Source organism: Shewanella sp., from assembly GCF_041630135.1.
Classification (GTDB): Bacteria; Pseudomonadota; Gammaproteobacteria; order Enterobacterales; family Shewanellaceae; genus Shewanella.
This window is the reverse complement of the sequence record NZ_JBFKLW010000101.1, coordinates 1-6,928: the sequence shown is the minus strand read 5'-3', so window position 1 is coordinate 6,928 and position 6,928 is coordinate 1. Positions and strand designations below refer to the sequence as shown.

Sequence of the window (6,928 nt, the reverse complement as noted above, 5' to 3'; positions counted from 1 at the left end):
TGAAGTTGGCTCCCCTGACTGGACTTGAACCAGTGACATACGGATTAACAGTCCGCCGTTCTACCGACTGAACTACAGGGGAACAAATTTTGCGAATAACTTCATGCCTTTACAGGCGTGTTTCAGTGAGTGGCTCCCCTGACTGGACTTGAACCAGTGACATACGGATTAACAGTCCGCCGTTCTACCGACTGAACTACAGGGGAATCGTTGAAAAACAACTGCTCGCTGAGAACGGAGCGCATAGTAAAACGGGTGGCGGAATGAGTCAACGGCGGATTTCAAAAAAAGTGTGATTATGCTGTTAAGTGCTCATCTAATGCACATCCTGATGTGAAATTCGACATTTTTCCCATATTTAACACAGCAAGTGGCTGTTTTAACGCAGTAAAGTGAAATATCAGCCGTAATTTTTGTCATCCAGTGCTACAGGAATGCAGATAAGCATCCCGCAGCCGACTTTCATCTGTAGTTTAATTACAAACAGTTGCAACAGTAGGGCGAATTTGCACACTCGAACCAAACCCAGAGCCTGTCTGGCTTTGCGAGACTTTTCCACAAATTCTGTGGATAAGCCTGTGGGCTATCGTAAAAATGGCCCTGCAAACCCGCATGGTTGTGGGATTTGTGTTAAATTGTACGGGATTGCTCGAAAATAAAAATATTCAATAAAATCAATGTCAAGTGTTTTCTTTCTGTTTTGTAGTGCCGCCTGGAAGTCGTTGCAAAATTGTAAGCGCGGAACATCATCTGCTTTGTGTATGATTTTACCTTTGGGGGTGGTACATATGTGCCAGTTAGTGTGATTCCTCTGTATCTCAGCGGTCTGACAGTGAATTACAAACTCATATGGGGCATCGTCAGTATGAAATCATGTTTGCAACCTGAATCAACATCTCTCTCAGTTGCTGGTTACGCCCCGCGCTGTGGTGTACCTCAGCGGGCTGGTTTACACTATCGGCCGGTGAATTACAGGATGGCTTTCACGTGACCGAACAAGTTTTTCAACTTTCTTCCCACTATGCTCCCGCCGGCGACCAGCCCAAGGCCATCGCCAAGCTGCTTGAAGGCCTGGAGTCAGGGCTTGCCTGTCAAACCTTGCTCGGGGTAACTGGCTCGGGCAAAACCTTTACCGTAGCCAATGTCATAGCCACTATGGGACGGCCGACTATTATCATGGCGCCAAACAAAACATTGGCGGCGCAGCTTTATGGCGAGATGAAGGAATTCTTTCCCAATAACGCCGTTGAGTACTTCGTTTCTTACTACGACTACTATCAGCCAGAAGCCTATGTGCCAGCATCCAACACCTTTATCGAGAAAGACGCCTCGGTAAACGCCCATATCGAACAGATGCGTCTGTCTGCTACCAAGGCGCTGCTTGAGCGCCGGGACGTAATTATCGTTGCCTCTGTATCGGCTATATACGGTCTCGGTGACCCTGACTCCTATATGAAGATGTTGCTGCACTTGCGCCAGGGCGACTTTATGGGGCAGCGGGATATTCTGCGTCGCCTCAGTGAGATGCAATACAGCCGCAACGATGTTGATTTGCAGCGTGGTACCTTCAGGGTACGTGGCGAGGTAATAGATATTTTCCCGGCAGACTCTGAGCGCGATGCGATACGGGTTGAGCTGTTCGATGATGAAATCGAGCGCATCAGTGAATTCGACCCCCTTACCGGCCAGGTGACCAAGCGTTTGGCCCGCGCCACTGTGTACCCAAAAACTCATTATGTGACGCCGAGGGAAAAAATCCTTGAAGCAATAGATCAAATTAAGGTTGAGCTTCGCGAACGAAAACAGCAGTTTCTGGATAACCACAAACTGATAGAAGAGCAAAGGATCACTGAGCGGGTTCAATACGATTTGGAAATGATGACCGAACTGGGTTATTGCTCCGGGATTGAAAACTACTCCCGTTACCTTTCCGGCCGAGGTGCCGGGGAAGGGCCTCCAACGCTGCTCGACTATCTGCCTGCCGACGGTTTGATGATAATCGATGAATCCCACAATACGGTGCCGCAAATTGGCGCCATGTATAAGGGAGACCGTTCCCGTAAAACCACTCTGGTGGAGTATGGCTTCCGTTTGCCGTCAGCGCTGGATAACCGGCCACTCAAGTTTGAAGAGTTTGAGGCGCTGATGCCACAGACCATTTTCGTCTCGGCCACACCCGGCAAATATGAGCTTGAAAAAAGTGGTGACGATATCGCCGAGCAGGTGGTGCGTCCTACTGGCCTTATTGATCCTGAGCTTGAGGTTCGGCCTGTTGCCATTCAGGTTGACGACTTGCTGTCTGAAGTAGCCAAACGGGTGGAGGTAAACGAGCGGGTGCTGGTAACTACCCTTACCAAACGTATGGCGGAAGATTTGACTGACTACCTCGATGAACATGGTGTGAAGGTGCGTTACCTGCACTCAGACATTGATACGGTGGAGCGGATGGAGATCATTCGCGATTTGCGCCTGGGGGTGTTCGATGTGCTGGTTGGTATCAACCTGCTGCGGGAAGGTCTCGACATGCCGGAAGTGTCACTGGTGTGTATTCTCGATGCGGATAAAGAAGGCTTTTTGCGCTCTGAGCGTTCGCTCATTCAGACCATAGGCCGCGCCGCCCGTAACGTGAACGGCAAAGTTATTCTTTACGGCGACCGCATCACCGACTCCATGGCCCGCGCAATGGCGGAAACTGACAGACGCAGAACCAAACAGATGCAGTTTAACCAAGAGCACGGCATTATCCCCCGCGGTGTGGTCAAGAAAATTACCGACGTGATGGACGTGGGTGATAAGTCTGCGCCAAGCCGTGGCGCAGGGAAATCTTCTGCCCGAGCCAGCGGTGCCAAGCCTTTGGTGAAGCAAGATCCACATCAGATTGCCGTGACCATAGATGCGCTCGAAAAACGAATGCATCAACATGCGCGGGATCTGGAGTTTGAGCAGGCTGCAGCCCTCAGGGATGAGATCCATGGGCTTCGTCAGCAACTGCTGGAAGCCTGAGTCATCTTTCATCCCGGCTAACACTTAGCGCAGCTCAGAGCCTGCTCTGAGAGAGTTAAGTTGCTGCCAGCATGCCTAATAATGAAAAACGCGCCTTAAGGCGCGTTTTCTGTATTCGATAAAAGTGGCAGCTTTACCCAGATATCTTGGCCTGTTTCAATTGCAGCAACTGCAGACATGCTAAGCCCAGCGCAGTGCCAACCAGTGCACCCACCAAATGTGACTCGGTAGCAACCCGTGCGCCAATGAGACTTGCTACATCACTGCTGGCACCATACATTTGCTCGTAGCCGACTTTCAGGCACAAGCCAATGAGCAGTAGCCAGCCGGACTTTAGCCCGCGCTTGATGTCCAACACAGCTCCAAAGGCAAACAGGCCGTGCAGGATGCCGCTAAGGCCCACATAAGCATGAAGGCTTGGGTAAAAGAGGTATAAGCCGATACCCTCACCAAAGCACAGCAACAACAGTAGCCATATCAGACCACCGGCTCGGTAATGAAAATGGTGCAGGCTTAAAATCACCCAAAAACCCGCCAGATTCATCAGCAAATGCCAGTGATTGGTGTGCAGCAGATTGCCGCTGATAAGACGCCAATATTCGCCTGCACCAATCTGGCTTCGTTGCCAGTTAAGCAGTGAGTCAAGGGGCAATAAATAGAGCGCAGCGCACAGCGTGGACAATAGCACGCCAACAATCACCAGTTGCTTATCTATCGATGGCAATAGATTTGAGAGTGGTATTGGACTCAATTGGTGGTGGTCTTCTTGGTTAGCTCAGTGTTTACCGCATCGCGATTACTCAGGTAGTCCTCCAGGCCGCGTTTACGCAGGTGACAGGCAGGGCAGTCGCCACAACCATCGCCACGAACGCCGTTGTAGCAGGTCAGTGTTTGATTGCGCACCAACTCAAGTTTTCCATAGCGGTCAGCCAACGCCCAGGTTTCGGCCTTATTAAGCCACATCAACGGCGTGCGAATTTCGAGCTGCTTGTCCATGCCTAGATTGAGCGCCTGCTCCATGGCTTTGATAAAATCGTTGCGGCAGTCCGGATAACCGGAAAAATCGGTTTCACACACACCGGTGATCACAGTATCAGCACCAAGCTGATAGGCATAAATCCCAGCCAGGGTTAAGAACAGGATATTGCGACCGGGCACAAAGGTATTGGGCAGGCCATTTTCCATCAGTTCGTGAGATACAGGAATGGCATCGCGGGTGAGGGCACTGATGGCAAGCTCGCCCAGCAAAGACACGTCCATGATTTTATGGGACGCACAGCCAAGCTCACTTGCCAGTGCTTTGGCCACTTCAATTTCTTCACTGTGACGCTGACCATAATCGAAGGTGATGGCATGGACTTCATCAAACTGCGACAGAGCCTGTACCAGACAGGTAGTGGAATCCTGACCACCACTGAAAACGACAACTGCTTTGGACATGGAAAAACCGATACTGAGTTAAACTTTTGGGGATATAGTGTATCCCAGCAGCCGTGCCGCATCAAAGTTAGCCGTAGTGACGCGCAGTCGTGGTTGAAAAGTTCCCTTGAATCCGTGGCTGAAATCTTCTATAACAGCCGGCCGAATTGAATGTCCGTCGTCAACCAGCCATGGCTGCGACGCCAACTGAGCGAGTGCTGATGAGCGAGTATCCCATCAACGAAGTATTTGAAACCATTCAGGGTGAAGGTTGTAACACGGGCCTGCCGGCTATCTTTGTGCGACTGCAGGGCTGTCCGGTTGCCTGCCCCTGGTGTGATACCGCCCAAACCTGGGAGTTGCTGGAGCAAAACAAGGTCGCAGCTGCGGATGTCATTCAGGTGGACGGCAGCATTGGCCGCTGGGCCATGCATACGGCAGCATCGCTTATTGAGGCGTTCAAGCAAAAGGGATTTAGCGCAAAACTGGTGGTGATCACCGGCGGTGAACCCTGTATGCACGATCTGACCGATTTGACCCTAGGCTTTGAAGCGGCTGGGTTTCATTGCCAGATTGAAACCAGCGGAACCTTTGAGGTGCGCTGCTCAGACCGAACCTATGTGACTGTATCACCCAAGGTCAATATGAAAGGTGGTTATCCGGTGCTGAAGCAAGCCCTTGAGCGAGCCAACGAAATAAAGCATCCGGTGGCCACTGATGCGCATATTGAAGAACTCGATGCGCTGCTCGAAGGCATAGCTACCAGCGGCAAAACCATTTGTTTGCAGCCTATCAGCCAAAAGCCCCGTGCCACCGAATTGGCGATGAAAACCTGCATTGCACGCAACTGGCGCCTGTCTATTCAAACCCACAAGTATTTGAATATTGATTGATTCCCCAAGTCACTCATTTCATTAGTACCAATAAAAAAGCTCCCGGGGGAGCTTTTTTATTGGTATCAGGCAATCACAGTCTGCCACTTTCAGCGAAGGCGGTGAGCGCCGCACTGGCTTGCGTGATATCGCCAATATGGGTGCTTACCCAGCTGCTGTTGTAGTAGGTATCGAGATAACGCTCGCCCGGGTCGCAGATAAGCGTGACTATGCTGCCGGTTTCGCCGCGCGCCTTCATTTGGGAAGCGAGTTTCAGTGCGCCAAAAAGATTGGTGCCGGTAGAAGGCCCGGTTTTACGCCCGATTAGCGATTCGAGCCAATACATGGTGGCAATGGAGTCCACGTCCGGTACTTTGACCATCTCATCCACCACCCCGGGAATAAATGATGGTTCTACTCTGGGTCGGCCAATACCTTCGATACAGCTGCCTTTTTCACAGGTAATGGCGGCATTGCCTGTTTTGAAGTAGTCATAAAATACTGAGTGCTGCGGGTCGACCACCAGCAACTTGGTTGCGAGGCGCTGGTAGCGGATGTAACGGCCTATGGTTGCCGAAGTACCTCCGGTGCCGGGACTCATCACAATCCAACTGGGGATCGGGTGGGGTTCACGCTCCATTTGGCTGAAAATTGAATTGGCGATGTTGTTGTTACCTCGCCAGTCAGTGGCTCGTTCAGCGTAGGTGAACTGATCCATGTAATGACCATTCAGTTCTTTGGCGAGCCTTTCTGACTCAGCATAGATTTCGCTGGAGTGGCTTACAAAATGGCAACGGCCGCCATAGAACTCAATTTGTTCAATTTTGCGCTTGGCAGTACTTTTAGGCATGACTGCAATAAATGGCAAACCCAGCAGGCGGGCAAAGTAAGCTTCCGAGACTGCAGTGCTGCCGGAGGAGGATTCAATGACTGTCGTACCTTCTTTAATCCAGCCATTACAGAGGGCATACAGAAATAATGAGCGGGCCAGACGATGCTTGAGGCTACCGGTCGGATGGGTGCTTTCGTCTTTTAAATAGATGTCGATGCCATCCAGCGTCGACAATTCCAGCTTGATGAGGTGAGTGTCGGCGCTGCGCTGAAAGTCGGCTTCAATTTTTCCAATGGCGTTGGCAATCCAATTTGTGCAAATGGGAAGGCTCATGGGGAGTCCTGAGGTTTGCGGTACGTGCTTGGATAATATGCAAAATCAGCTTGTTTTCACAGCGTCTGGATCAAAGCAGTTTCAGGTAGATACAAATTAATGCGTTTACAGGATGTTGTAGGAAGTGCGGTGAGTTACGTCAGTGCTGCCCGAAAGGGCAGAGAAGATGGTGGAGGGAGAAGGATTCGAACCTTCGAAGGCGGAGCCGTCAGATTTACAGTCTGATCCCTTTGGCCACTCGGGAACCCCTCCATCATGGCGTAAAGTGAAAGAAACAAGTGGTGGAGGGAGAAGGATTCGAACCTTCGAAGGCGGAGCCGTCAGATTTACAGTCTGATCCCTTTGGCCACTCGGGAACCCCTCCACGAGTTTCTTGCTTTACTTTTTTGCGTTGCTGAAGTGGTGGAGGGAGAAGGATTCGAACCTTCGAAGGCGGAGCCGTCAGATTTACAGTCTGATCCCTTTGGCC

At 51.0% G+C, this 6,928-nt stretch carries 5 protein-coding genes and 4 tRNA genes; 2 read left to right on the top strand and 7 right to left on the bottom strand.

The window, feature by feature from the left end; all coding sequences use genetic code 11:
• Nucleotides 1-6: 6 nt before the first annotated feature.
• A tRNA-Asn gene (locus tag ABYK60_RS17950) sits at nucleotides 7-82 on the bottom strand.
• A gap of 48 nt (nucleotides 83-130) precedes the next feature.
• A tRNA-Asn gene (locus ABYK60_RS17945) sits at nucleotides 131-206 on the bottom strand.
• 781 nt (nucleotides 207-987) lie between these two features.
• Between ABYK60_RS17945 and uvrB the strand changes: the two genes are divergently transcribed.
• On the top strand, nucleotides 988-3,003 hold the full coding sequence (gene uvrB, locus ABYK60_RS17940) for an excinuclease ABC subunit UvrB (RefSeq protein ID WP_372873367.1): 2,016 nt from the start codon (nucleotides 988-990) through the stop codon (nucleotides 3,001-3,003).
• A 133-nt stretch (nucleotides 3,004-3,136) separates the two neighbouring features.
• Here the strand turns inward: uvrB and rrtA are convergent, their stop codons facing one another.
• Nucleotides 3,137-3,754, bottom strand: coding sequence for a rhombosortase (gene rrtA / locus ABYK60_RS17935; RefSeq protein WP_372873366.1), 618 nt, complete (start codon nucleotides 3,752-3,754; stop codon nucleotides 3,137-3,139).
• Nucleotides 3,751-4,443 (bottom strand): 7-cyano-7-deazaguanine synthase QueC, encoded by a 693-nt coding sequence (queC, locus tag ABYK60_RS17930; RefSeq protein WP_372873365.1) that lies wholly within the window; start codon nucleotides 4,441-4,443, stop codon nucleotides 3,751-3,753. Before queC ends, rrtA begins: the two co-directional genes overlap by 4 nt.
• Nucleotides 4,444-4,613: 170 nt before the next feature.
• On the opposite strand from queC, the gene queE reads away from it, so the two are divergent.
• The gene (queE, locus tag ABYK60_RS17925) at nucleotides 4,614-5,315 is read left to right on the top strand and encodes a 7-carboxy-7-deazaguanine synthase QueE (protein WP_372873368.1); all 702 of its coding nucleotides are present in this window, start codon (nucleotides 4,614-4,616) and stop codon (nucleotides 5,313-5,315) included.
• Nucleotides 5,316-5,388: 73 nt separating this feature from the next.
• Here the strand turns inward: queE and ABYK60_RS17920 are convergent, their stop codons facing one another.
• The 3 genes from ABYK60_RS17920 to ABYK60_RS17910 all read right to left on the bottom strand — a co-directional run bounded on the left by ABYK60_RS17920 (nucleotide 5,389) and on the right by ABYK60_RS17910 (nucleotide 6,823).
• Nucleotides 5,389-6,459 carry a PLP-dependent cysteine synthase family protein gene (locus tag ABYK60_RS17920; RefSeq protein ID WP_372873364.1) on the bottom strand — a complete coding sequence of 357 codons (1,071 nt, stop codon included), beginning with the start codon at nucleotides 6,457-6,459 and terminating at the stop codon, nucleotides 5,389-5,391.
• A gap of 167 nt (nucleotides 6,460-6,626) precedes the next feature.
• A tRNA-Tyr gene (locus ABYK60_RS17915) sits at nucleotides 6,627-6,711 on the bottom strand.
• Between the two features lie 27 nt (nucleotides 6,712-6,738).
• Nucleotides 6,739-6,823, bottom strand: a tRNA-Tyr gene (locus ABYK60_RS17910).
• Nucleotides 6,824-6,928: the final 105 nt, after the last annotated feature.